Source organism: Pseudomonas sp. Xaverov 259, from assembly GCF_019352915.1.
Taxonomy (GTDB): Bacteria; Pseudomonadota; Gammaproteobacteria; order Pseudomonadales; family Pseudomonadaceae; genus Aquipseudomonas.
The window spans coordinates 94,802-120,379 of sequence record NZ_JAAAFV010000040.1 but is presented as its reverse complement, the minus strand read 5'-3'; the positions used below and the strand labels follow the sequence as shown (position 1 = coordinate 120,379).

Annotated in this window: 19 protein-coding genes; 1 reads left to right on the top strand and 18 read right to left on the bottom strand. The window is 52.2% G+C overall.

Annotation, left to right across the window (positions count from 1 at the left end):
- Positions 1 to 27 precede the first annotated feature (27 nt).
- The 3 genes from K0H48_RS17605 to K0H48_RS17595 all read right to left on the bottom strand — a co-directional run bounded on the left by K0H48_RS17605 (position 28) and on the right by K0H48_RS17595 (position 5,412).
- Positions 28 to 1,347 carry an EAL domain-containing protein gene (locus K0H48_RS17605; RefSeq protein WP_219268455.1) on the bottom strand — a complete coding sequence of 440 codons (1,320 nt, stop codon included), beginning with the start codon at positions 1,345 to 1,347 and terminating at the stop codon, positions 28 to 30.
- A gap of 187 nt (positions 1,348 to 1,534) precedes the next feature.
- Positions 1,535 to 2,686 carry a fimbrial protein gene (locus K0H48_RS17600; protein ID WP_219268454.1) on the bottom strand — a complete coding sequence of 384 codons (1,152 nt, stop codon included), beginning with the start codon at positions 2,684 to 2,686 and terminating at the stop codon, positions 1,535 to 1,537.
- A 260-nt stretch (positions 2,687 to 2,946) separates the two neighbouring features.
- Positions 2,947 to 5,412: a fimbria/pilus outer membrane usher protein gene (locus K0H48_RS17595; protein ID WP_257627010.1), complete on the bottom strand. Its 2,466-nt coding sequence runs from the start codon at positions 5,410 to 5,412 to the stop codon at positions 2,947 to 2,949.
- Here K0H48_RS17595 and K0H48_RS30820 point away from each other — a divergent pair.
- A complete protein-coding gene (locus K0H48_RS30820; RefSeq protein ID WP_257627009.1) occupies positions 5,411 to 5,539 on the top strand; it encodes a hypothetical protein in 129 nt (42 codons plus the stop codon). The two genes, K0H48_RS17595 and K0H48_RS30820, sit on opposite strands and share 2 nt — an antisense overlap.
- Positions 5,540 to 5,555: 16 nt before the next feature.
- Here K0H48_RS30820 and K0H48_RS17590 read toward each other — a convergent pair whose 3' ends face one another.
- From K0H48_RS17590 to K0H48_RS17520, 15 genes are all read right to left on the bottom strand, one after another.
- Complete coding sequence (locus tag K0H48_RS17590; RefSeq protein WP_219268453.1) at positions 5,556 to 6,299, bottom strand: molecular chaperone; 744 nt, start codon at positions 6,297 to 6,299, stop codon at positions 5,556 to 5,558.
- A 62-nt stretch (positions 6,300 to 6,361) separates the two neighbouring features.
- The gene (locus K0H48_RS17585) at positions 6,362 to 6,946 is read right to left on the bottom strand and encodes a fimbrial protein (protein WP_368862159.1); all 585 of its coding nucleotides are present in this window, start codon (positions 6,944 to 6,946) and stop codon (positions 6,362 to 6,364) included.
- 139 nt (positions 6,947 to 7,085) lie between these two features.
- Positions 7,086 to 7,619: a fimbrial protein gene (locus K0H48_RS17580; RefSeq protein WP_219268452.1), complete on the bottom strand. Its 534-nt coding sequence runs from the start codon at positions 7,617 to 7,619 to the stop codon at positions 7,086 to 7,088.
- Positions 7,620 to 7,892: 273 nt separating this feature from the next.
- A complete protein-coding gene (locus tag K0H48_RS17575) occupies positions 7,893 to 10,991 on the bottom strand; it encodes an efflux RND transporter permease subunit (RefSeq protein ID WP_219268451.1) in 3,099 nt (1,032 codons plus the stop codon).
- Positions 10,988 to 12,160, bottom strand: coding sequence for an efflux RND transporter periplasmic adaptor subunit (locus tag K0H48_RS17570; protein WP_257627008.1), 1,173 nt, complete (start codon positions 12,158 to 12,160; stop codon positions 10,988 to 10,990). Before K0H48_RS17570 ends, K0H48_RS17575 begins: the two co-directional genes overlap by 4 nt.
- A 64-nt stretch (positions 12,161 to 12,224) precedes the next feature.
- Positions 12,225 to 14,549, bottom strand: a complete 2,325-nt coding sequence (locus K0H48_RS17565; protein WP_219268450.1) for a xanthine dehydrogenase family protein molybdopterin-binding subunit — start codon at positions 14,547 to 14,549, stop codon at positions 12,225 to 12,227.
- Positions 14,546 to 15,016: a (2Fe-2S)-binding protein gene (locus tag K0H48_RS17560; RefSeq protein WP_219268449.1), complete on the bottom strand. Its 471-nt coding sequence runs from the start codon at positions 15,014 to 15,016 to the stop codon at positions 14,546 to 14,548. Before K0H48_RS17560 ends, K0H48_RS17565 begins: the two co-directional genes overlap by 4 nt.
- Before the next feature lie 311 nt (positions 15,017 to 15,327).
- The gene (locus K0H48_RS17555; RefSeq protein WP_219268448.1) at positions 15,328 to 16,227 is read right to left on the bottom strand and encodes a fimbrial protein; all 900 of its coding nucleotides are present in this window, start codon (positions 16,225 to 16,227) and stop codon (positions 15,328 to 15,330) included.
- 13 nt (positions 16,228 to 16,240) lie between these two features.
- Positions 16,241 to 16,744, bottom strand: coding sequence for a fimbrial protein (locus tag K0H48_RS17550; protein WP_219268447.1), 504 nt, complete (start codon positions 16,742 to 16,744; stop codon positions 16,241 to 16,243).
- Positions 16,745 to 16,756: 12 nt separating this feature from the next.
- Positions 16,757 to 17,281 (bottom strand): fimbrial protein, encoded by a 525-nt coding sequence (locus K0H48_RS17545; protein WP_219268446.1) that lies wholly within the window; start codon positions 17,279 to 17,281, stop codon positions 16,757 to 16,759.
- A 23-nt stretch (positions 17,282 to 17,304) separates the two neighbouring features.
- Positions 17,305 to 19,893, bottom strand: a complete 2,589-nt coding sequence (locus K0H48_RS17540; protein WP_219268445.1) for a fimbrial biogenesis usher protein — start codon at positions 19,891 to 19,893, stop codon at positions 17,305 to 17,307.
- Positions 19,894 to 19,979: 86 nt separating this feature from the next.
- Positions 19,980 to 20,669, bottom strand: a complete 690-nt coding sequence (locus tag K0H48_RS17535; protein WP_219268444.1) for a fimbria/pilus periplasmic chaperone — start codon at positions 20,667 to 20,669, stop codon at positions 19,980 to 19,982.
- A gap of 166 nt (positions 20,670 to 20,835) precedes the next feature.
- A complete protein-coding gene (gene fimA, locus K0H48_RS17530; protein WP_219268443.1) occupies positions 20,836 to 21,381 on the bottom strand; it encodes a type 1 fimbrial major subunit FimA in 546 nt (181 codons plus the stop codon).
- Positions 21,382 to 21,666: 285 nt separating this feature from the next.
- Positions 21,667 to 22,269 carry a histidine phosphatase family protein gene (locus K0H48_RS17525; protein WP_219268442.1) on the bottom strand — a complete coding sequence of 201 codons (603 nt, stop codon included), beginning with the start codon at positions 22,267 to 22,269 and terminating at the stop codon, positions 21,667 to 21,669.
- A gap of 542 nt (positions 22,270 to 22,811) precedes the next feature.
- Positions 22,812 to 25,577 carry a filamentous hemagglutinin N-terminal domain-containing protein gene (locus K0H48_RS17520; protein WP_219268441.1) on the bottom strand — a complete coding sequence of 922 codons (2,766 nt, stop codon included), beginning with the start codon at positions 25,575 to 25,577 and terminating at the stop codon, positions 22,812 to 22,814.
- Between the last annotated feature and the right edge of the window lies 1 nt (position 25,578).

Below are 25,578 nucleotides of genomic sequence, written 5' to 3'. Positions count from 1 at the left end.
CGCCCCTTCCCTGGGAAATGTGATCGTTCAAGCAGATTGAAGCGTGTGTTCCCCGGCGGTGTTCCTATCTAGCCGTGCCAGAAGCTCATCCGCCTCCATAGGGCGCGACAACACATAGCCTTGACCATTTTGACAACCCAAACGCCGAAGCAGTACGCGGCAAGACTCCGTTTCGATGCCTTCAGCGACCACCGTCATGTTCAAGCGACGCGCAAGGGCCAGTGTAGACGCAACGATACGCCGGGCGGGGGACTTGCTGTCCAGATCACGAATGAGCGCACCATCTATCTTCACTTCATCAAACGGCATGCGCGCAATTTGGCGCAATGTTGCGGAGCCCGAGCCAAAGTCATCAAGAGACACCCCAAAACCGCGGGCTTTAAGCGCATTTAGTGCCGCCGACAGAGTCAGTTCGTCCATGACTGGAATGTCTTCGGTCAGTTCGATTTTCAGCAGGTGGCTCGGTATCCTAGCGCGCGTCATGCGCTCAGCCAGACGATCAGCAAAGCCAAGTGTACACAGCGTGTCGACCGACGCATTTACAGAAATAGGCACATTCAACTGCCGCCCCTTCAACGTCAGCAACATTTCGAGCACTTTGGCATTCACAAAGCTGAACAGCAGCAAATGCAGACCGAGCTTATTGACCAAGGGAATCAGAACCGCCGGGGAAATATCACCGTGCTCGGGGTGGCGCCACCTAATCAATGCCTCTGCCCCGACGACCTTCATGCTGCGCAAGTCATACTGCGGCTGAAATACGACGCGCAGGCCCTCCCCCGTTGCTAATGCGGCAATCACATCGTCCTCAGTCGGTACATCGGTCGTTGCCGGCACAGGCCGATCAGTTTTTCTGGCTGTCGCGAGAAGTGCGAGCAGGGTACTTGAGAGAGACGCCATGCTCTTTGAGTAAAGTGTCGCGACAATAAAACCTTCGGCGCGCGCCAATTTCGCATGAGCATCCAAGGCCTTTTTACAAATGCCGGCGCGTCCTTTTGGCGAGCTCTCCGACTGGAACAATACATGCCCCGCGGATTCCGCCTCCTGCGCCATCCACAGAAGGCGAGGCGATTGTAAAGAGATCGCAGCACCAAACAGTGTTTTCAAAAAACAGGGAAGCATCAAACCGTCGTTACTGTCTGCTCGAATGTCTGTGACAAGCACATCTACAGGGGTCTGGCTCAACTGCGTACTCATTTCTCGCAATGAAGAAACGACAATCACATCCTTCATACCCAGCGCAAGAAAACGGGCCGACAGGTCGGTTGCGTGGGTATCGTCGGACTCCAACACCATCACGTGCAGGTTCAGAAACTCGAGCAGGCTGCAGACAGGTTGTGGTTTCACGGTAAATTCCAGGAGATGGCACTACGCAAAGCTTAATGATTAGGCTGATGCCCCCCATATAGGACGGGGACTAAAAAGGTGGTTTAGACAGCTGACCATGTTTGATCGAAGGGCATGCCTTGAAAAAGCTGGAGCCTCCTAAATAGTAGTCTCAGCCAAAAGCGGAGCGAATTAGCAGCGTCTCGGTTTACTGATAAATAAGGGTATAGGTCAAAACGCTATTAGCCCTGCCCGGCGTGACTGTATCTGCGGTCTGTATGAACCGAGCACTTCGCCCGATAGTGACCGATGCGTTACCGGCGCTCAGTCGAGGGTTGATAGTTACCAATTGATCGACTGCAAGAGGCACCGGATTTCCTCCGTCAATCTGCTGCAATTGTATGCCCACCCCCGTGGCTGTACCTTCACCCGCCGTTAAGGCAAAAATACCGTTGGTAGCGTCAATGGAGGCACCGATGGGGTCAACTCGAATGCTTATGTTGTTGGGTGTCAACATCCCGACGTTAGTCACCGCTGTTTGAGAGGCAGCAGGTATGGCACCCGAATTCGTATTGCCGTAATACCCCGGAAAGCCGGGACATCCGGTCAACTGGATCAAAAAATTCACCGAGGGTGTAGTCGAACCTTTACCGGTGAATACCGAGGTCTTATGCCTCCCCATGGGAACCGTGACATCAGAGGCCCGGCAGGTCAAACCAACGACGTTAATATCGCCCCTTATGCCTACTTCGGCACTCTGATACGCAGCACTGTCTCCGAAACTGGCACTCAATACCATTCTGCCCAGCTCACTTCCCCTAATCGTTCCAGTACCCATAGGCCCTGTTTTTATCAACACCATTGCGGTAGTTGGAAAAAACTTCAGTGGTCGTGTTGTGCATGACACTGAGCTCCCACTAACGGCGTTGCTACAACCACCGGAAATAGGCACCGATATAACCTCGGCCCCCACCGCTCCGACGTTTAGCTGACCACCGAACCAAGACACGCCAATACCTGGAACCCCGGTCGCGTAAACCTTACCCGCGTAAGTCCCGCTATTGAAGTTTAGCTTGCTGCCCAATCCCAACACGCTGTACATATTGTGCATGGTGGCATTTGCAACATCGCACTGAAAAACAACACCGGGACCCGTCTGGTGAAACTCCTGAACATAAAGCAAGGTACCAATGGGCGCATCTCTGGCTGCGGTCAAGGTTGTTATATTGAGTGCCATACTGCCAGTAAAATTTCGCGCTGCAGTTCCATAGCTACAATTAACTGCCGCACTCGCGATTTGCGCGCTCCCCCACAACGCGGCTCCCCCTAGGAGTAAAGATAGTCTAAACCCGACCTTCATGACGTTATGACCTCAATAAATACGTAGGTAGCGCTCCTTGGCGGGGTGGAAAATTCTACTCAACAGTAGGAATGCCATTCGCTACAAAATGGGGTTATGCCGACAGGCAGTCGCCCTAGTGGCCGGACACACTAATGGAAGCCGACCTTGACAATTCAAATACCCTCAATTTTGGGCTGCTTGCTCGGTGAGCATTTCCAACCAACGTCTTCACACGTCGAAGCGATGAGCGGCCCGCCATTTTTATGCAGACCGTCCTTTCAAATGTTTTCCAATACGGAGCTGGCAAGACACACAAAACTGCCCTTAAAGAGGTTCACTTGACCTTTTGAAGCAGGCAGATCAACGTTACAGCTTTGATCAGGTCCTAGGCCCCAACTGACCCGCAAACGCCGCGTTCCTTCCTTGACTCGGGCGTATAGCTGACCGCCCTGCCCCACGTTACCCACTGCGTTCCCCGCATCATCTGTCACGGTAGCGCCAAACGGTAGAGGGCTATGGTTCTTCAGCCGTACAGTGAGCAGTAAAGCATCGCCGCCTATAGTCGAGAACTCCACGGCTACCACTGCGCCAACCCGAGGAGCAATTTGCCGGCTGGTTTCGCTGAACTCCACGGCCTGGGTCGAACCCTCTGGGTCGATTGCAATTTCGTTCAACTGATAAGGCTGCAGATAATTGACCACTGCCGTTCCTTTACCATCAAGTCGCAAGCCTGGATAACCCACCACCCCGGCACCAGCAGCACCAGGGGCTCGGATCACTGCCATGGTTTCACCACTGTAAGGCGTCAAGGTCACGCCGAAGGGATGCGCAACGATTGTGCCTCCACCGCCCATCGAAGCACTGATATAGCCGTCCCCCTGATTGAGCGCACCATTGACTCGCATTTTTTCGCCTTGATATTGAGCACTTGCTGAAGTGCTGGTGGCACGGTCCATTCCGTCGCGACTGCCCGTCAAGCTGTAACCGTACCGTCGATCCTCACCAGCGCTTCCGCTAACGCTCGCCTGCTGGTTGTAAAAGCCCTGGCTGTCGCGCCCGAGCCGAGCCGATAACTGCGGCACGTTGTACTGCGAGCTGAATTCAAGTGGCATGCTGGCGGTGAACAACAGTGTATTGTCCATATCTCCTAAGCCTGCTCGGCTGCGACTGACGTTTAACCCATAACTCATGCGACCGACACGATTGCTGTAGCCCATCTGGTATTGGACGTCCTGCCCTGGCCTGCTCCAATAATTCTGGGTAAAACCACTGAGCGACAGATGCCCCCAATTGTCCAGACTCTGGTCTATGGACAGGGTTAGGCGGCTGCGCGGCCGGCCAAACAGCTGCGAATCAACGCCGTTCTGCTCAGCGTCACGGATCATCATCGCGTTGTTGAAGTCGAGGTAACCGCGAGTAGAAAAACGATAAGCTGCCAAAGAAAAGTTGCTGCCGGTACTTTGAATACTTTTCGCGTAGGACAGCCGCAAACTCTGACCTTGCTCACTGCCAGAATCCAGCTGTGTTCTGGCATGAGCTATGTCCATTGCCACAGCACCAATCGGTGTTCCGAAAGCGATGCCACCCAGGACAGATAGGTAATCATCGCTGGCCTGTGCGCCGTTGAACACTGTGAGCGAATTGGCCAGCCCGTATTGATAGGTACCTTGGAAAAGCTTGGCTTGCTCGACGACAAAGTTGTTGCGCGTTTCGCCTGCCGTGACACTGAAACGCGATGTACCGGGCCGCAATAGTTGGTTAACCGAGGCATACGGCACGATAAAGTTCTGCTCTGTACCATCGGCCTCCAATACCGATACCTGCAGATCGCCGCCATAACCGGTTGCGTACAAATCATCAATTGCAAAGGCGCCCGGCGATACCGTCGTTTGCAGAAGCAAGTTGCCGCCTTGGCTGATCGTCACCCGGGCGTTAGTGCGCGCAATACCGCGCACCGTGGGCGCGTAACCGCGCAACGCATCCGGCAGCATTCGGTCATCGCTCGCAATCTCGACGCCACGATAGGCCACAGTGTCAAAGAGCTCGCCACCCGTATTCGCCTCACCCAGCGTCAGTTGGCTTCTCCAACCGGTTAAGTCACGCTGGGCGTAAGTGTTGATTTTCTGATAATCGCCACCGGTAAGGGTTTGCCAACTTAGTGATCCATTGTGTCGCAGGCGCCAGTCACCCAAGTTAACGCCTGCGTTCAGGCCCAGGTAAGCAGAGTCATGGTTAACTGACCGGATTTTATTGCGGTTGACGTTGAAGTCGTAGCCCAGCATTGCAGAACTCACACCGCGGTCCCACAACGCAGGACTTACATAACCTCGCGCACTACGCCGCATGGCCACTTGAGGTACACTAAAATCCAGTTGCTGTGTGTCCGTCGAAAAGAATGCGGTTGCACCGTCAATCGCTTCGCCGATGACAGGACACTGTTCTTTCTGCGCCAACAACAATAGCGCAGTAGACGAGAGCGCTGTCACGTCCACGCCAATCAGCTCCAACAACCGGGTATCGACACACACCCTGGCGTTTTTGCCCAGCTCATCGGATACGATGCGAATAGTCTGACGCCCCCCAGGGCTCCCATTCACGAGAATGTCTGCGCGGTACTCACCCGACATGATCGGATTAGCATTGCTATACAACGCGAGATCAATCCCACTGGAACCGACCGGAAGAAAGGCTTCATTGAATTGCACCTCTTCCGCCATCGTTTTAGGCAGCAAGAGTGCGCCCATGATCAACGCGAGTGGGCGTCCCGACACCTTGGAAAACGTAGCGGCGGCGCAAGACAACACCTTGCGGCAAGTGCGCAAATTTAAAGTCGGGAACATAAAATACCTGAGCATCGAAAATAAAAAGTGACGCAGGCGTTGATTGACTAAAGCTTAAGTGGCAGTCGAATAGGCACAAGAGCACCGTAGTCATTAATTGCGCTGAACTCGACTTCTACGGCGCCTGTTGGCAGCAACTTCAAATCCGGCAAGCCAAATAGTTGGGTCGCTCCAGGCCCGATCATTCCTGCCTCACTGGCAACTCTACTGCTGCCAGCAATTAATGCCAAATTACTCTGAGAGACATGAAACGCAGTGGGATTATGTGCCTCAAGTGCAAATTGACCGGAAGTTTTGGTTATGAGTTTCCACTGCAATTTTTCAATCGCCTCTGCTGCGGTACCAGACAAATTGGCAGGCCGGAAAAACACCTTTATCCGAGAGCGAAATGCCATTTGCAAAATATTATCGTCTTCGTTCCCGACGACTTTAGCGGGGATTTCCAACACGTTGAGCCAAAATACAGACTCTTTGTCCGCTGGTAATGCAGCGCCCGTAAACATCACGCGCATGCTCTGCCCTTTGCCGGGGTCTATCCGCGAAACAGGTGGAGTTATCACAAATGGGGCTGAAGAGTTGCTGGGCGTTGAGGCCATATCACCTTGGTCAATCCAGGATTGAACAAGTACAGGTTTTATACCTTCATTATTGATTTTTACGGTAACTTCACGTTTTTCTGCGGGGTAAATCACACGGGTTCCCGTTATTACAACCGAGGACATCGCCTGAGTACAACCAAACAATGCCGCCAGCAGGACGACATATCGGCACCCTGCCATTTTTGTGTACATTCACGTCCCTCCTCTGTTTCATCAGCGCACCCTATATTCAGGGCGCGCTGAAAACTCGGCATTTACTGATAATTGATCGAGTAGGTGACCGAACCAACTACTGTACCGGCTGTTGCAGCAGCGGTAGTTATGTAACGTACAGAATAGGGCATCGTTGCAGCGCTTGCGGTAACAGCGGTGCGTTCAGTAGTGCTGGTTTGAGTTGTTTCACCCGCCCGAATCACTTGCCCTGCAGCATCGAGCAGTTGGAATTGCACACCGGTTGCCGCACTGGCCCCAGTCGCAGTGTTTCGAATGTTACGGGTAACTGGGTCGACACCCGGGCCAGCTTCGAAATACGCGGCGGCAGTAGCGATAGCGCCAACACAACGGCTCAGAGCAATGTTAAAAGTAGTTGCACCACCTGTAGCCCCCACAGCGGCCAAAGATGCAGTACTTACTTTCGGGAGGATTACTGTCGGGGTAGCAGAACCATTCACTGTGGTAGTGCAAGTTTGCCCAGAAATTTCGCCGGTAAAGTTTATAGTACCATCGGCAGCGTGAGCCACTGACATACCGAACGTAGCAGCAAGTAGACTACAAGCGAGCAAGGAGCGTTTCATTGGAATTACCTCAATTTTAGAATAAACATAATGAGCAAACGCCACGGCCTGCTCCTTCTTCAACATAGCGATAAAACGAGTACATTCGGGCCGCCGAAAAACCACACAGACCAGTCACCTTGACCGTCTTGCCAGAGACGTATAGCAGAGCTCTGAAAAAACTCGCTACGCAATCATCTTCAATTTATTCATACTTTAACGAGAAGGTGACTGAACCCCGTACCGTTCCAACAGTTGAAACTCCAGTAGCAATGTAACGAACCGAATATTGTGAAGTAACGTTACCACTTCCGACTGTCCCAACTCCACGCGCAGCAAGCTGGCTCATATCACCCACCCTGATCGGAACGTTCGCAGTGTCAAGCAGCTGCAACTGCACACCCGTTGCGGTGCCACTCGCATTTAGGACGTTTTGTGTAAGAGCATCCACACCCGAACCCGCCTCGAAGAAAACTACCGGCATGGCGCCTCTGTTGCAACGAAGCAATGTGATAGAGATGGGAGTGGTCCCCGTAGTTTCGCCAACTTTAGATAAGCTAGAACTGCTTGCCTTTGGCAAGGTCACGTTATTACCGAAGACATTATGATTGTTAACAGCCACGTCGCAGGTTGCTTGTTGCACCTCGCCGGAATAGTTGATACTTCCCGCGGAGGCGTGTACTGCGGATACACCCACAGACGATGCCAATACCGCAAATGCAATAAAGCCGTGCTTCATAAATCACCCAACTATTTAAATAGTAGATCAAGGACAGGCTAACCATTGGCGCGAATCCATTCTATACAACGTCACGCTCAAATTTGTACAGCGGACGAAATTCACTATTCGTAAACACTTGATATTCACAGCTACTACTTTAGTTATTGCCCCCCCCTGCTTGCTTATCTCCCAGCCACTGTAGCGACTTAATGGTAATGCCGTATTTAGGAGTGGTCTGAAAAACAACGGCGCGCTGAATTATGCCCGTTGCCATAACCGAGCGCCCCGTCCCTATCGCTCGAATTCCACAATTGTATTCGCCGGCTGCTTGGCACTCAGGCGTCGCTCAAGCCAAAGATAAATAACGGGCGTGGTAAACAACGTCATCGCCTGACTAAGCAATAACCCTCCCACGATCGCGATCCCTAATGGTTGACGCAACTCTGCCCCTGCGCCGAAGCCAAGCATCAGGGGTACAGCGCCAAACAGTGCTGCCAGAGTTGTCATCATGATCGGGCGAAACCGCACAACACAGGCCAGGCAAATTGCCTCTCGCGGAGAAAGCCCGCGCTCGCGTTGGGCTTGTAACGCAAAGTCGATCATCAGAATGCCGTTCTTCTTGACAATACCGATCAACAGCACCAGACCAATAAGGGCCATGAGCGAAAAGTCCTGACCGCACAACCACAGTAACAACAAGGCCCCAAGCCCCGCCGAAGGTAGGGTTGAGAGGATAGTCAACGGATGGATCAAGCTCTCGTAGAGCACACCAAGAATAATGTACACCGCTAGCATCGCCCCAAGTATCAACCAGGGTTGACTGTCGAGGGAGGCCTGAAAAGCCTGTGCCGCGCCCTGAAAACTGCCCATGACGGTGGATGGCAGGCCGATATCTGCTTTGATCTGGTCGAGAAGGTTGACGGCATCACCCAGTGCAACACTTGGCGCCAGGTTAAACGACATGTTGGCCGACGGGAACATACCGTTATGACTGATCGACAACGGCCCACTCACTGGCGCACCCACCTGTGTCACGGCCGACAGCGGGACCATTTCGCCCGTGATGGGTGAGCGCAGATGGACATAGCTCAGACTCTCTACACTGCCGCGCTGGGCCTCATCCAACTCTAGAATAACTGTGTACTGGTTGGTATCTGTTTGAAACTCGTTGACCTGACGCTGACCGAAGGCATCGTACAGTGCATTGTTGATGTCAGATGCAGTCAGCCCGAAACGTGCGGCAGCACTACGATCGATATTTATGGGGGTAACACTACCGCCCAGTTGCAGGTCATGGGAAACGTCACGAAACGCTGTGCTTTCGCGCAACCGTTCGGTCAAGCGTGGCGTCCAGGTGTTTAGCGCCTCAACGTCATTGCTCTTGAGTACATAGCGGTACTGACTATTGCTGGGGCTTGAATCCAGGTTGATATCCTGGGTCGCTCTCAGATACAGGGCGATGCCTGGCACCTCAGCGAGTTTCGGGCGGATACGATCAATAAATTCACTGGCCGTAACGTCCCGTAAGTTGCGGTCTTTAAGCGTGACCGAAAACCGCCCACTGGCGACTGTCTGAATACTTCCAGTGAGACCCACTGTATGGGACAGAGCCTCGACTGCCGGGTCATCAAGCAGAACCTTTGCCAGCGCAAGGTGCATTGCCACCATGTCAGTGTATGAAACATCGGCAGCCGCCTGGGTAGAGCCCAGGAGAATGCCAGTGTCCTGTATGGGGAATAGTCCCTTGGGAATACTGATATAGCCTGCAATGGTAATGAGCAATGTCACGCTGAAAATGCCCAGCATCAGGCGCTGATGATCAAGGGCCAGATACAGTCCTGTTTTATACAGCGTAAGCAGACGGTCGCTAAAGTCCTGATGACGCTGCTCTACTGGCGCAGGCAAGCGCATGAACAAAGCACCGAGCGTGGGGGCGAGTGTGAGCGACACCACCACAGAAATCAGAATGGCCGAAGTCGCCGTCAGTGCAAACTCCTGGAAAAGTCGACCCAGCACGCCATCCATAAACAGCAAGGGTATGAACGCCGCTACCAGAGAAAAACTGATGGATACAACGGTGAAACCGATTTCTCCTGCTCCCTGAATAGCGGCGTCTCTAGGAGTGCTCCCAGCCTCCAAATGCCGATGAATGTTCTCCACCACGACAATGGCATCATCCACCACAAAACCCACCGCCACGATGATAGCGACGAGTGTCAGGTTGTTGAGGCTCAACCCCATCGCATACATAGCAGCGAACGTGGCGATCAGGGAGACACCAAGAACACTGGTGACAATCAGCGTCGCCGGCCACTGCCTCAAGAAAAGGACCATGACTGAAATAACCAGCAATACGCTGATCAGCAGGGTAACTTCCACCTCATGCAACGAAGCACGAATTGTATGGGTGCGGTCACTTACCTCCATCACCGTTACGGACGCGGGTAACAAAACACTCAGTTGCGGCAGTGCGGCTTGAATTCGATCCACGGTGGCGACAATGTTTGCGCCCGGCTGACGGGTGATTACTAGGTTGATACCGGGGTCTTCATTAGTCCACGCCTGAACGTAGGCGTTCTCCACGCCGTCAATCACCGTAGCCACATCTTTCAGATAAATCGGAGCGCCCGTGCGATATGCGACGATCAGGTGCTGATAATCGTCAGCATGGAAGAGTTGGTCATTCGTCGCCAGGGTCGACGTAGTGTGCTGACCATAAAGCACACCTTTCGCCAGATTCAGACTGGTACTTTGCAGGGTCTGGCGGATATCAGACAACGTAATACCGACCGCAGCGATTTTCTCCGCGGACGCCTGAACCCGAATAGCCGGACGCTGCAGCCCAATAATATTGACTTGGCCTACTCCATCGATCTGACTGATCTGGCGAGCCAGCAGCGTCTCGACGTAGTCACTGAGTTCTGAAATGGGTAAGTGCGAGGAACTAACTCCCAATACCAAAATTGGGCTATCTGCCGGGTTGATTTTTTTCCACACAGGGAGGGATGGCATATCGTCGGGCAGCTTGGCGGCCGCTACGTTTATCGCTGCCTGTACTTCCTGAGACGCAGTGTCTAGACGTTTATCCAGGACAAATTGCAATGTGATCGTCGCAGTACCAACCCCACTGCTGGATGTCATTTGGCTTACACCTGCAATGGAACTGAACTGTACCTCCAACGGCGTCACAATAGCCGAGGCCATTGTGCTTGCACTCGCCCCCGGCAGCAACGCAGTGACTTGGATCGTAGGGAAATCAACTTCCGGTAGGGGCGCGACTGACAGCTTCGAGAACGAGATTGCGCCGAGCACGATTAGCGCGAGGGTCAACAACAACGTTGCGATCGGTCGGTCTACGCACCAGGCGGAAACAGAGCTGATGCTCTTCATGAGCCGACTTCTTGTGCCACGTCCTGGGCTTTATGTAGAGGCTCCGTAACGACCCGAATGCGCGAGCCGTGTTTAAGCCGAGACTGGCCGCTGCTGATGAGGATGTCGCCGGATTGAACCCCCTTGATAATGACGCGCTCACTGTCTTGGTGCATGACCTGAACCACAACGGCTTGCGCCTTCGCGCCCGCCACTCGATACACGAAATGACCGACCACCCCTCGCTGGACCACGCCTGGGGGAACCACTAGGACGGCTTTGTCGAGTGCGGTTTGAAGACTTACCGTAACCAGTTGACCGGGCCAAAGTGCTTGAGTGGAGTTGGAAAAAATCGCTTTTACCCGGATGGTGCCCGTACTGCCCTGGATTTGATTATCGATAAGGCTCAGCTTTCCTTGACTTAGCAACTTACCGGACTCCTTCTCGGTGGAAGCGCTTGCAAAAGCGTTGACCTGCGCGGCGCTTGTCTCGCCCACCAAGCGGTGCAATGTGGGAAGCATCGCCTGTGGCAAAGAAAATTCGATGGCTATTGGGTCCACTTGCGTGACCGAGAAAAGCCCAAGAGTGTCGCTGGTACGCAGGACGTTGCCGACATCCACTGCCCGCATGCCGACACGCCCCGACACAGGAGAGCGCACCTGCGTGTGAGACAGTAGAACGTGCGCCGCTTCAATTGCTGCTTGATCCCCCTGAACCTGCGCCTTCAACTGCACAACCAGTGCATGCTGCTGGTCATAAAGCTGCTTGGATATGCCGTCATGCGGCAAGAGTTCGGCGTACCGAGCCAGGTTGATCATGGCCACGTCCAACTGAGCCTGACTGGCCGCGCGTGCTGCTTGTCCCTGGTGAACGCTGGCACGAATCGAACGATCGTCAATGGTGGCAAGCAAGTCACCGCGTTTAACCCAACTCCCCTCTTCGACTGATAACTGAGTGAGAACGCCGTCAACCTGCGCACGTATCACGACACTGTGCAGCGAAACAACAGAGCCGATACTTTTGGTAAAACGCGCGACGTCATGCTGAAGGACACTGACGACACGCACAGGAACGGCGGCGACCAAGTCCGGCCCCTTGTTGGAGGGCAATGCGAAATACCACACCGCCGCAATTAGCGACATAACAGAAAATACTAAAAAAACGGCCCTCTTTTTTTTTTGATATCGCATAAAAGTGAAGTCCCATGGCAAGAGCAGAAAGCAGTGTGTAAAACCCTCAGATCAACCCTGTCGATCAGTCCTTCGCCTCCTTCAACCAACCCTGCAGTTGGTCACGAATCGGGAGGTGACGAATACGCTTGCCGGTAGCGGCAAAGATGGCATTGCACAACGCAGGCGCAATCGGCGGAACTCCTGGCTCTCCAACTCCCCCCAGCGGTACATCCCCCTTGGGCGTGACCAGGTGCACAGCGATGTCCCTTGGCGCCAACGACATGCGCGCAACTTCATACGTATGAAAATTGTCCTGTTCGACCTTGCCGTCCTTGAAGCTGATCTCGCCCAGCATTGTATTGCCCAAGCCCATCACACACGCGCCCTCGAATTGCGAGCGAATGCGTTCCGGGTTGATCTGAGGGCCGCAGTCCACGGCGATATCTGCCCTGTGAACAATCACGCTACCGTTTTCGTTGACCTCAACCTCAAACACCACCGCCACATACGTCAGAAAGCTGTAATGCACGGCAAGCCCAAGACCATGTCCTTTGGGTACAGCCCGCCCCCAACCCGCGGCCTTGGTGGCGACTTCCAGTACCCTGCGCAGGCGTTCGATATAGATGGGATACAATTCCGGGGACTCACCATGGTTGGCCAGGTCGCCCAGCTCACGGGGGTTGATTCTACGGTCCGCCCCCATGAGGCTTTTTTGATACTTGAGTGGATCCTGCCCAGCTTTATGGGCCAGCTCATCAACAAAACTCTGAACGGCAAAAGCATGGGGAATATTCAACACAGAGCGGTACCAGCCCACTCGGGTGTGTACAACCGCCGCAGGGTTTTCCATGCGCACGTTGGCAATCGCATAGGGCATATTGATAAAGCCCATACCCAGTTCGAACGGCGCTTCGTGATTCATGCCCGGTTCAAACAATGCGGTGATGCTTGGCGCCACGGTACGGTGGAGCCAGGCCGTTGGCATTCCATTCTTGTTCAAGCCTGCCTTGAGGTACTCAGCAGAAACCGCGTGGTAGTAACCATGATGCAGGTCATCCTCACGTGTCCACTGCACCCGCACCGCTTTGCCTGGAAGCTCTTTGGCCAGTAGTGCCGCCTCCACGATGAAGTCCGGTTTGGACTTGCGACCAAAGCCACCGCCTAACAGCGTGACGTTTACCGTAACCTTATCCAAGGGCACGCCCAAACGTTCGGCGATCCGCTCGCGAGTCACTTGAGGCGCCTGGCTTGGAGCCCAAACTTCACATTGGCCCTCGTCGTAATGGGCTACGGCAACCATGGGCTCCATAGGTGACTGGGACAAATGCGGCAGGTAATACGAGGCATCAAGCGACGCGTAAGCGTCTGTCATCGCCTGGGAAATATCACCGTTATTACGCACCACCTTACCTGGATCGAGCGTTGCCGCCTCCAACTCTTTGCGGTAATCGATGGAGTTGTAGCGGGCGTTCACACCGTCATCCCAGACAATAATCAACGCTTCACGCCCCTTGATCGCTGCCCAGGTGTTACTGGCAACAACTGCCACACCGCCCAGCGGATGAAATTCTGAAGGAAGGGGGCGACCTTCGATTTCGACTACCTTGAGAACACCCGGGACTTTCAGCGCTGCGCTGGCATCGAAGGTTTTGACCTTGCCACCGTAGACTTTCGGCCTGGCAATGGTGGCAAATAACATCCCGTCGAAATGCACATCGGCGCCATAGACCGCCCGGCCGTAGACCATGTCTACACCGTCGATGGATTTGATCCCTTCTTTGCCCACATAACGAAACTCCGAGGGTGACTTGAGCCGCAGAGTGTCTCGGGCCGGTACCGGCAGCCCGCTAGCCGCGACCGCCAAAGCACCATAGCCGAGTTCACGTCCGCTTGGGTGGTGGACCACAGTGTGTAAATGCCCACGGCATTCACCTACGGGAACGTTCCATTGTTGAGCCGCTGCCTGCTCCAACATCAAACGAGCCGCGGCCCCACAACGGCGCATCGGTTCATACCAATGGCGCATGCTGCGCGAGCCGTCTGTATCCTGATTACCGAATCGTGCTTCGTCACCTGGCGCTTGTTGAACTTTGACCTGCGTCCAGTCAGCATCGAGTTCATCCGCCACCACCATGGCCAGACTCGTGCGTACACCCTGTCCCATTTCCGAACGGTTGCAGATAACCGTTACCGAACCGTCAGAAGCGATGCTGATGTAGACCTTAGGATCATCAACAACCCCATGCGGCATGGCATCGCCACCGTACTTCTTCTCCTCGTCTCGACCAAATGCGTCGGGCAATCCCCAACTGGCGGCAACCACCAAGGCGCCAGTCACGCTGACGCCTTTGAGGAAACCACGACGGCTGAGGTTATTCAGGACGAAATCAGCAGGTAACTGACTCATACCTTGGCCCCCTTCAACGCTGTGACGGCCTGGCGGATTGCAATTTTGATTCGATTGTAAGTGCCGCAGCGGCAGATATTACCGAGCATGGCTGCTTCTATCTGTGCGTCGCTGGGATCAGGGTTCGCCTTCAGCAGCGCGGTAGCGGACATAATCTGCCCGCCCTGACAGTAACCACACTGGGCGACGGCGGTGTCGAGCCAGACTTGCTGCAGCAGTCGACCGACGGGATCGGTGTGCAGGTTCTCGATAGTCCCAATGTGTCGCCCCTGGACTGCGCTCACAGGCGTAATGCAACTACGCGCAGGCGAGCCGTCAATATGCACGGTACACGCGCCGCACAGTCCCATTCCGCAACCGAATTTCGTGCCGCTATAACCGGCCACGTCGCGAATTGCCCACAGCAGCGGCATATCCTCGACGACATCCAATTGATGGTCTTGCCCGTTGAGTTTCAGGGTAATCATGGACACGCCCGCTTAGCGAAGAACATTAGGGTTGCGTCACTTGCTGAGAGAACAAAGCGCCAACGGCTTGCGTCATCGCGCAAGGAGCAAATCACTGCCGTGAAAGACGCGGTCCATCAACTGAAGTGACAACTGTTCCGACAAATTTAGGCTCAACTTTTTAAGGGAGATATAGGTCTATGCCTATTTTTCAGACGTAAAACGCCCGAAATCAAGCAACTGACAATTTCTATTGCGATAGCAGCGGCATGAACAGCCGCTTGGAACACCAAATCCCATCATCAAGTGAAAACACCTAATGAATTTGCCCATTACTGATAAACGAACGTTACACCTATAATTGCCTGGACATTTCCTGCCACTACCTGACCACCAGTTCTCGTATAGGAAGCGGTCATTCCAAGCTCAACCGGGCTGACGCCGACCGCACCCAGCGATATATTGCGGTTAGTGGAAATGACACCATTACGGTTAGATACCTGCACACCAATTCCTGTTGCTGGCGAGGCAGTAGCGGTGTTGCCAAAAATGGAGTCCGTACCGCCGGTAGTTGGCCCAGTAAGAAAATAGGCCAGGTTCTGGCTTTGCGCGCAGTGCACACTTAACGGAATCGCTGCGGTTCCAGGGTAATCAGGAAGCGTGACAGTGACATTGCGCGATGATACATCGCAGCCACCGGTGGGGACTACGACGGAATTATTTGCGTAGATATTCCAAATGTAGCTTTCTTCGCCGTCCAGTTCAATCTTATCCATAGAAATGGTCGCCAACATCTGACCGGCGTTGACGGCTACCCCAGACGCCCCGCTACCAATAACGGTCAAATAAAGAACAGTCTGCCAAGGCACGAGCGCACCCCAGGTATGGTTGACAGTTTTTGTAGGGGCGGTAATGGGAAAACTATAAGGGGTTCCGTAATATGTGATACTTCCTCGAAGAGTATCTAATGGGCCTGTGAATTGACCACCAACAATCCGGACGGGATCAAGATACTGGTCGGGAGCAAGATTCATACATAATATATCTTTACCGAGGTCAACGACGACATTCCCGCCTATTTGCACTGATGGCGCAAGATTTACAAAAATTGCAGTACCTGTGGCATCGGGAACAATAGTTTTTCCCTGTGAGGTACAATAAAAAGCATTGGCACTGTTTGACAAACCCAACGTAATGAGCAGCGATAACGCAGCTCTGCCTTTTGTCTTCATTTGTATACCTTGATCAAGAATACGTGTAGGTGACGTTTATCAGCGCTTGAATACTGCCCTGCCTGGCATTTCCTTTGACGGAAAGCGCCCGAACTTTCAGCGACAATCTTGCCGACTGGTTTATAGTAACCACTGGAATAATAGTTGATTTTCCATTGCTCAAACTATTACCACTGGCCTCTTGCAATTCTAGCTGCAGGTTGAGCGCACCGCCCTGATTTTCGTAAAAACCGGTATCGTCCACTGGGCCCGTAAATGTCGCAGTGATCGACGAAGTACCCGTCGGGCAGTTAATCAATCGAAGCGAAAACGGGTACCAACTAGAACTTGACCCTGGTCGTATATAGTCAGAAGTATAAAAATCTCCCAACACAACACTTACTGCGGGCGTTGAAACGGTACAAGGTCGCGCCACAACACGACCATTAACCGTAATGGTTGCGTCTGTTGCATGAGCCCCCATCTGCCCGGCAACAAGCAACAGCCCCGTGAGAATAATTGCATTAACATTGTTCATGCCCTGACTCCTTTATTGAAACTCTAGGGTGAAGCCAGCCGTCGCATTGACAATTCCCGCCGTCACGGGGACACGTGTTGCCATGAGGCGTGCGTAAAAATTAAGCGTATTGGGTTGGCCCGCGACAAGACGTATCCAATTAAGAGACGGCCGTCCCAAATTTAAGGAAAGTGCATTTTGGTTACTGTCCAGTATTTGTATACCCACACCGCGAGCGGTACTTACCCCTGGATTAACCTTCACTAGCTTTATATTGTCAGTGTCTGAAACTCCACTGAATCCAATTTTTAACGCTACCACTGAGTCGCCGCACTTATCAAACACGACCCTAAAAGGTACAGGAGCCGTCGTTGCGCCCACACGACTAAACTGCCTGCTCGCATTGCTCATCAAGTCCACCGAGAAATTTTGGGAATCGACTGATATTGAACACATATTGTCTTTAAGATAGCCACTGATAGAAATGGTGCTATCTGCGGCATAAGAAATATTGATTAAAAATAGCATCAAACAAGAAACAGAAAAATATAGTCTCATCCGGTAGTCATCCCTTTACGTGCTTACTGACATAGTGCTGCTGCATGACTTAACGCCTGTTTCTGGGCGCTTGCAGGCAGGCTGTATGTCGCCGTACACCGCTCATTGACACCCTCACCCCACGTCGCATGTATTTGCCCGCTAGGCGAAAGACCTGTCAGATAAACTTGCCCCTCCTCAGCAACAACACTGACCTGCTGGTTTTCCCCGTATGTAGCTATTGAGCCAAACGGAACAGGTTTGCCGTGAGCAGTCAAAGTCATCAAAACTTTCATCCCGACGCGAGCGTTAAAGTCCGCCCGTACAACAGCTCCCCGAGTAGGAACGACGCTTAGTATTGGATCTTCAAGCTCAATATTGTTCGCCAGCGACGTCGTACTCAGCGCTATCCGATTTTCGCGGTAATCCATCGCAAACGGGAGTACTGCATAGCCCCGCCAGTCGGTGCGTATACCCGCCTGGTTATCTACGGCTACATCATCAGCGCCCGGAACTTTTATCAGTACCATGGTGCTATTGAGCGGTTGGCTGAATGTGATTCCATCCGCGTGGGCCAGAACGCCTCCACTGACGCCGTAATAGACTTGGCTGTGGTCATCACTGGCGCTATACCCGACGTTCGTACTGCCATGAGGGCCCCGATAGCTCAGGGACGTGTTGCCCATTGATGAAGAGCGCTCACCACCACTGGAACTTCCTGCCTGTGCGCTGTAGCTAAGGTTGTTGTCATCTAGCAAGGTACCGTAGAGACCCGTCGTTTGAGTAGCACGACCTTGCAAGTCGCTAGATGTATTGAAGCTGGCGTTTGCTCCCCTAAAAGTAGAATGACTGTTAGAGCGCATCCAATGACTAAGCGGAATATTAATGCTCACAGAAAGCAGTTGATCCCTATTTTCTGACCAGGCATTCTTTGACAAGCTGTAGCTCATACCCCAACTGATATCGCGTATGGAACTGTTATACCCCACTTGAAGTTGTTCGTCTGACTGTCGTGTACCCCAATAGCTTTGTTGGCTACCGGTCAAATAGAGCGTGGAAGTTGTACCGAGCTGCTGTGTCAAGGTCGCCTGAAAACGACCTCTCTTGCTGTAGTTCAAATTGTAATAGTCAATGATTTCCGGCTTAATCTCAACCGAATGATCTGAATCAGCCACCGTAAAACCACTCATGCTGTTCCAGGTAGTATCGGTCAACGTATAGTAATTTTTCGTTGAGTATCGGTAACCCAACAGTTGTAGATTTGTTCCCCATTGACTGATGGATTTACTGTAAAGAAAACGCAGGGATTGTCCTTGGTGCTCACTGCCGTCAGCCAAGGTCGCATACGCTTGGGTCAAGTCCGTTGAGAGAGCTCCAAGACTGCCCAGGTTTTTACCCACGCCAATATTGAACGTGCGATTATTGCTGGACAATTGTGTACCACCGTAAATGGTCCAGTCGTGAGGTAACCCCCAAAATACCGTACCCTCGATAAACTCCGGAGTGCTTTGCTGTTTGTTTCCACTGCGATACTGACCCGCCGTCACAGAGTATCTAGCCTGCCCTTCACGCTCCAGCATCGGTACAGACGAGTAAGGCACATTAAAAGTTTGGGTGGCACCATTAACCTCTACTATCGTGACCTGCAGGTCCCCACTGGTGCCCGTCGCATAAATGTCGTTGATGGTAAAAGCCCCCGGTGGCACGGTGGTTTGATAGATTTCATAACCATTCTGTTTGACTGAAACCTTGGCAGTGCCTCGAGCGATACCACGCACGACAGGAGCGAAACTTCGTAAACTATCAGGGAGCATATTATCGTCGGACGCCATTTGAGCGCCTCGGTAGTTGATGCCATCAAAAACGTCTCCGGTGGTATATCCGTCACCCAACGTTAGTCTGCTGTGCAAGGATGAAATACCTCGCTCAAGATAAGTATTGGTATGTTGCCACCGGCTTTCCTCGACACCACTTCCCTGGCTGTAGCTCCACGTTGTGGTCCCCCTCAAACGCCAAGCGCCCACGTTGATGCCACTTTGTAGGCTAAGATACGAGTAGCTGAAAGGCCCACCCTCTTCGCTACGTATATTGCTACCTGTATAGTTGTAGTTGAGTAGGCCTGCCGTAATGCCGTCGTCCCATAATTCCGGTGCAATATACCCCTGTACCTGGTTACCCATGAACGCCTGTGGAATACTGAGATAGAGACGCTGCAGGCCGACATCAAACTTGCTGGAAGCGTCACTGACAAACCGCGCAAACGGAACACAATCGGCGCTCTTCATTGCAACAATTTCAGGAACAGATAAGGTGTTCATGCCAAATGATGAAAGTTGAGAGCGTGTCAAGCAAGGTTCCAACGAGTGTCCGTCACTACTTTTATCAAAGGCCACGTCCCGTGTTGCCACGTAACCTTCATTCATATAAATGTCGACACGGTAGTTTCCCGGAGGAGCCTCCAAGCCATTTTCAAAATTGGTCAGATCCGCAACCGATGCTGGATCATCCGCTAAAAAACCGGGGTTAAAATAGTTGTCCGCATGTGCCGACAATATCGGCAGAACCAGAATTGACACCAAGGTTGACAGCATTACATTTTCAAATGATGAGTTTCTAATTCCGTTTTTCAACATTGGTTACCCCAGCTCCAATAGCCAGACATGACGTCGCTTCTTCCACACAGATACCTCCATGCTGGCTCTGATAAACGGAACCACCTTTATTGCAGGGTCGCTTTCATGACTGCCGTCAAGGCGCCGTAGTCATTGATCGTCTGGTACGAGATTGGACCGGTCAGGTCACTTGCAAACTCCACCGTTACAACTCCCATTGGCGGTGCCATCGCATTCGTCAGCGCGCGTGTGCCTGCGCTTAGCTCAGAAATAGTCAAGTAGTAAGGCGTCGGATTACTAATAATCAACTGACCACCGCTGCGTTTGAACGTCAGCTTGGCGGGTGCTTCTTCGGGAGCAATTGCGAGATTACCCGGTCGGTAAAATAGTTTGATCCGGCTCGTAATCGCCAGTTGCAAAGTGTTTTCTTTTTGCTGATCTTTATCCAAAGACGGAATCGCTTTAACATTTATCCAAAACAAACTTTCTCTGTCTTTTTCTAACTTACCATTGGTTGCATCGACAATACGCAACGTATTGTCTTTTTTACCACGCATAACAAACAAAGGTGGCGTAATGATAAATCCATTTTCCTTCGCCCCATCGATTCTCTCAACCCACGACTGGATAAGAAATGTATCTTTTGGGTTACTATTACTCACACCTAAAGACATCTGCTTCTGCTCGGCAGGGTAAACAACTCGCGTTGCTCCCAACGCCACACCCGCTTCCACTCTATTGGCAAGTAAAATCACAACCAACGCCAGCAAGGTTTTAACTGTTGTTACGATTATCATAATATTGTCACTTCAATCTCATGGCCACGCACAAACCGTGATTAGTAACTTGGTAGAGTGGACATGAACACCCCTCCAAATTGTGCGGTTCAATGTGCATCACTGCGCGATGCATTGTTGCGGAAGTTGGCCTCCCTGGCCCCGTTACATCCTTGTCAGCTTGGCATTATTCGTATTGAACTTTGAAGTTAGCGTTAGCGTTGGCGGTACCCGCCGTGGCAATACCAGTGGCAATATAGCGAGCCTGGAAAGGCAAGGTATTGTTACCATTATTAAGTGATGCAGTAGCGCTGAAAGTAGCGCCATCGAAAGTCATAGGTGCCCCTAGACGATCCAGAATTTGGACACCCACATTAGTTGCCGACCCACCGGCAGAACTTTCCAAAGCGAGTGCCTGGCTATTGGTTGGCGCGGTAACTCCGGAAAAGGCGATTGCCGCTGCACTTGCTACACTGGTATCACAGTCGCGCAACTGAAGATTAAACCCTACAGCAGAACTCGTCTGACCAGACGCGCTCAACGACGTTGTCCTGACCTGGCCCAACTGAACAGTTTGGTCTAGCGAACCAGTATCAACTGCACAGGCAGCATTAACCACTTCGCCCTTGAAGTGAATAGTACCACCATTGACCGTGACTATTTCAGCATGCGCAACGCCTACGGACAACAAGGATGCTGCGAGTACAGCGCCCATCAAGTTAATTTTACGCATAATTCAGAACTCCATAAATTTTTTTGGAATCCCAACCGTTTACAAGGCTTGGGAAATCAAAATGTAATTCAGCACTCCAGGGCTGGATATAGGCGCCCTCCTAAAAACCAAAGTGCAACCATTTTAGAAACTCGAATACTCTGCTTGCACACAATGAGACAACCTGGGCGGTGACTCGTTATCACTCCTGCCGAGTCAATTCAATTGCAGAAAAAAGGACAGACCCTGCGCCAAAAAAATCGCATGACGTCCTATGTTATTGAATCGCCCTTCTCCACCCGCAAACTAATGAATATTAACCTTCCCAACGACCTTCATTTCGCCCCCCGGCAAAAACTTAACAAAGAGCAAGCTACCGTACTCAGGCTTTCCTTCCTTTCGATAGCCAGCAGACTTGATCAGGTTATTGATACACGTACTGTGAGTTACCAGCATCAAGCTTCTACCGACTCTTTTGTGCTCAGCCACCCGGCGAATAATATCTTTGCCACAAAGGGTATGCCTACTGGCTAACGGCTTGGCGTCAACGGACATAAAGTGTGCAGTTTGAACGGTTCTCACTTTCGGGCTGGTAAAAACATCGACGTTACCAAGCCCCAGGTGCGTGCTGATTTTTTCGCCGGTTCTTTTTGCTCGTTCACTGCCGTACGCGGTAATGCCGTCGGAAGGTCCGAAGCAAGGGTTGCTGGACTGATCACAACGCTCTTCGTGACGGATCAGAACGGCCATGTCGCCATTTTTCCAAGCCTGTATTAGCTCCAGTGACTCCAATCCACCCACGGTGCCAAGTTCATTGACGCGTTCTTTTGCTAAAATAACATATGATATGGTCATCAAACCGGCTAGCCCAACTACGGCCATTATTTTTGAAACAGCCAGCCTATGCATACTCACTCCGACCCGAAAAAAAATAGGGCGATAAATCGCGCCCACAGATTGGTTCTTCACCATTGGAAATTAAATAGGACCAGGACTAAATTTGAGATGCACACCTACCAGTTTTAGTGTTATCACGAAGCAACATTTTTACTAGCGATCAAATCTGTGAAGGAACGGTCACCGAGCGCCCGAAGAGGCACCAATTACATTCAGACTCGCAACGTCGTGCGCCTGTCTTAACTGAGTGTACTGCTGCGTCAGCTAAGTAGGCGCGCGATCGCATATGGGCAGGGTTTACAATCACGCGAACAACGCCGCACCACATCCACGTGAATACTTTTGCCTAACATTGGTTAGCGCGAATACGATTACTGGAGACGGGAGGATTGCGCGTGCAATACAAAAAATCCCCTCGAAAGGGGATCAGTCTGAAATAGGTTCGAAACGTTAACGCTCAGAAAAACCTTGATGTAATCCGGCGAACACTTTTTGAACCTCCAACCAGCAGAGGTTCAAAAAAAGCTGATTGCGTCAGACCTTCCTAAGCGCTTTTACTTCAGTGCCCGAGCCGCTACCGATGCATTGAATTTGGCAATCCGTTCTTGAATTCGCTTACTGTTATCCACAATAGGTCGGCGAAATTCAAATGGTGATTGAAGCGCAATATCTACCGACAGATCACCTGACTGCGTTTTTGGCTCGACGGGAGAGAGTACGACATTTACCGGTGTCGCTAGCGGGATAACCGTCGTTTGCGGTTCGTGGGGCTTGATGGCGAACACCGGCGTTGTCACCACCGGAATAGCCGGTGTTAGCGGTTTGATGGTATCAATTGCGAATGTTGGTGCTGTCACCAGCGGGATATCCGCCGTTTGCGGTTTGTTGGGCTTGATGACGAACACCGGCGTGGTCACCACCGCAATAGCCGGTGTTTGCCGTTTGATGGTATCAATTGCGAATGTTGGTGCTGTTACCAGCGGAACGGGCGCCGTTTGCGGTTTGTGGGGCTTGATGACGAACACCGGCGTGGTCACCACCGGATTAGCCGGTGTTTGCCGTTTGATGGTATCAATTGCGAATGTTGGTGCTGTTACCAGCGGAACAGGCGCTGTTTGCGGTTTGTGGGGCTTGATGGCGAAAACTGGCGTTGTCACCACTGGAGTACCCGGCGATTTCGGTTTGATGGTATCAAGTGCGAATGTTGGTGCTGTTACCAGCGGAACGGGCGCCGTCTGCGGTTTGTGGGGCTTGATGGCGAACACCGGAGTTGTAGCCACTGAAATAGCCGGTTTTTGCGGCTTGATGGTATCCAGTGTGAATGTTGGTTCTGTCACCAGCGGGATAGCCGCTGCTTGCGGTTTGTGGGGCTTGATGACGAACACCGGAGTTGTAGCCACTGAAATAGCCGGTGTTTGCGGTTTGATGGTATCCAGTGTGAATGTTGGTGCTGTCACCAGCGCGATAGCCGCTGCTTGCGGTTTGTGGGGCTTGATGACGAACACCGGAGTTGTAGCCACTGAAATAGCCGGTGTTTGCGGTTTGATGGTATCCAGTGTGAATGTTGGTGCTGTCACCAGCGGAATAGCCGTCGTTTGCGATTTGTGGGGCTTGATGGCGAAAACTGGCGTTGTCACCACTGGAGTACCCGGCGATTGCGGTTTGATGGTATCAATTACGAATGTTGGTGCTGTTACCAGCGGAATGGGCGCCGTTTGCGGCTTTTCGAGCGAAACAACTGCCGGCTTGCCCTGGATGCCCTGTGGTACGGGTAAAAAAGTTTCGGTGCTGTACTGTTTATGATTTTGGATCAGCTCGCCGTCATTTTGCAGGTCACCCGTCGTGGTGATTTTTTTTGCACTGGTAATCGTGCCGTACTCCCCAATGTGAATCTTGGTGCCGGCCACCGTCACGTTTCCACCGACATGCATAAGATCATTATTGACGATACTGTCACCGGCCATGGCGAGGTCGCCAGCACTCTCAATGAAGCTATTATTAACGATACTGTGTCCGGCCAATGATGTATTGCCACTGATGACAATATCGCCGTTATTAACGAGCTCCCCAGTGAGGCTCATGTTGCCATTACTGCGTATATTCTGAGCATTATTTACATTCCCAGTCATTGCCAGGTCGCCGAAACTGCGAATCAAACCTGCATTCTCAACTTTACCGGTCACTGCCATGTTGCCATTACTGACCATCTCAGCTCTGTTTTCAACATTGCCGGTTACCGTCATATTGCCGAGACTACGAATCTGCCGGTCATTTTTTAGATCGCCAGTCAACGCAATGTCGCCCTGACTGCGAATTGCCCCAGTGCTATCAATATTGCCGGTTATCGATAGGTTTTTCTGAGCAGTGAGTTCGCCCCGATCACCCAACAAGATATCGCCAGCACTGCTGATCTGCAGATTGCCCCCAACAGCCTTACCCCCAGTGTTCACTCCAAAGCCAGCCGATGAACCAGACACAAAAATCGAGTTGTTGTGGATACTACCCAGCTGGCCCGCATCAAGGATAACGCGCGGTTGACCGCCTACTCTCCCGCCGCTGATAACGTCAGATCCCTCTTGCGAGAACGCAATATTACCTTCTGCCGCAGTCAATACGGCTTTTTGGGCTTGCAACGCAGCATTCACCTTCACAGTGCGGGCGATTAGATCAACCTGCTCTACCTTGGAAGCATCCAGGCCGGCCCCTTCGACCCGGATCTCCCCGTGGCTAGTCTTGTAGGCGGTCAGCGTGTTGTTGTCGTCGAATACCGCTTGCCCAGCAGCTAACGAAACTCGATTGACATTGATAAATCTGGCACCGTCAGCAGTGATCCCATTGGGGTTGACGATGACTACGTGGGCGTTTTGCCCGGCGACTTCAAGCGCGCCCATAATGCGCGAGCCATCCCGGCCGGTGACCTCGTTAAGAATGAGGTGAGCCGACTTGGCGCCCAATTGAGCATTACCGTCGATGTCTCCACCAAGTACGGTATGGCTGCCACCGCGGCTGTTGTTGAGAATCAGGCCGGCTGTTCCCACGTTAAAGTCAGTGAAGGTGTTGTGTGAAAGACCATTGCGATCGGGAGCAACGATATTGACGATCGGGGTTCCATTTATAGCAACCGCAAGCTCGGCGCGTTGCCCGGCGCCCGAATCGACAGTCAGACCTGAAGCAGCCAGCGCTGTCTGGTGAAATACAGGCATGGCTAACGCCAAGGCAAGAGCCAACTTGTGCACCGGCAGAACTGCACAGCGTCGGTTGAATCTGTAACGTGAAGAAGTAAGCATAGAAACCTCGATATCAATAATGGAAAAGCGCAAT